The sequence below is a fragment of the Wolbachia endosymbiont of Pentidionis agamae genome (assembly GCF_036711655.1).
In the GTDB taxonomy this organism is placed as follows: domain Bacteria; phylum Pseudomonadota; class Alphaproteobacteria; order Rickettsiales; family Anaplasmataceae; genus JAZHPY01.
In genome coordinates, this window is record NZ_JAZHPY010000128.1 from 1 (window position 1) to 1,402 (window position 1,402).

Here is a 1,402-nt window from a genome sequence, read left to right on the forward strand (position 1 = left end):
ACTTAAATTATTCATACGAGGAAATGCCATATCGGGAGCACCTATCATTAAAGGTATAAACCAATTACCAAAACCTCCCATTAAAGCAGGCATGATCATGAAAAATACCATAATCAACGCATGCCCTGTAACTATAACGTTATATAATTGATGATTATTATTTAATATATTAATATGCATCAATTGAGTACGTATTACTAATGATAATAACCCACCAATAACACCAGCTAATATGGAAAAAATAATATATAACGTGCCGATATCTTTATGATTGGTAGAAAAAATCCAACGTCTTATACCTTTTGGAACACTACTCATATTAAATACCCTTATTTTTTTTCTCTATCCACTTATCAAAATCTTCTTTACTCACAGCTTGAATGACAATTGGCATAAAGCCATGACCCTGTCCACAAAGCTCATAACATTGCCCGTAATATGTACCAGCTTTTGTAATATTAAACCATGATTCATTTAATCTACCAGGTACAGCATCAATTTTTATACCAAAAGATGGCACTCCCCAGCTATGTATTACATCGCTTGCTGTTACTTGTAATTTTATATTGGTGTTGATTGGTAAAATAACATTATTGTCAACTGAAAGTAATCTTAAGTCCCCTTTTTCTAAAGCATCATTGGTTTTAATGTAGCTATCGAACGATAATCCATTATAATCTGGGTAATGGTAACTCCAGTACCATTGATGGCCAATAACTTTTAGAATTAAATCAGTTTTTGGAATATTTTCCCTAAACCCTACTAACTTAACGTTCTCAAAAGTTAATACTAATGCTATAATCATAGGAATTACAGTCCAGATAATCTCAAGTGCAGTACTATGGGTTACTTTGCTTATTTTAGAAACTCTATTTTTACGAAAGCGCAGCATCACATAAAGAAGCAAAAGAGCTACAAAAATAAATATTATAGACATTATTAGCATAACAAAAGTATGTGATTTAGCTTGCATTCTCATCAATTCAGTTGCTGGCTCTTGAAGCCCTATCTGCCAAGAATTAGGTTGAGAAGATAAAGAGACATATGAATAAAGTAATAGGAGTACCACTAATATCACCCTAATCATATAAATACTTTCATAAAAAGAAAAGAATTGAAAATTCTATTTTAAATCTCGTTGAAGTATACATTCACGTATTACATGAATCAATAATTATATCACATAACAAACAAATTAATGTCTTTTTAGTATTAATTATATATAATTAAGTATATAAAAATAGAAATCAATATTCTGTTTTAGTGTTTATATTTTTTATGTTTTAATATTAATACTTACAGCTTCATTTAAGAAGTTTTGTAACGTCAAGCAATCATCATATTTTATCTAGTATGCTTGTAGTATTATTAATTATACATGGTAATTTATTAAATAATTTTT

At 29.0% G+C, this 1,402-nt stretch carries 2 protein-coding genes; both read right to left on the bottom strand.

Annotation, left to right across the window (positions count from 1 at the left end; translation table 11 throughout):
* Positions 1 to 318, bottom strand: a 318-nt coding sequence (locus tag V6U76_RS05245; RefSeq protein ID WP_333024087.1) for a cbb3-type cytochrome c oxidase subunit I, incomplete at its 3' end; no start/stop codon positions are given.
* A gap of 1 nt (position 319) precedes the next feature.
* Entirely contained in the window at positions 320 to 1,087 is a 768-nt protein-coding gene (coxB, locus tag V6U76_RS05250) for a cytochrome c oxidase subunit II (RefSeq protein WP_333024089.1), read from the bottom strand.
* Between the last annotated feature and the right edge of the window lie 315 nt (positions 1,088 to 1,402).

Excerpts from the sequence above, each read along its gene's own strand:
- coxB (WP_333024089.1), bottom strand. The coding sequence starts at position 1,087 with ATGATTAGGGTGATATTAGTGGTACTCCTATTACTTTATTCATATGTC.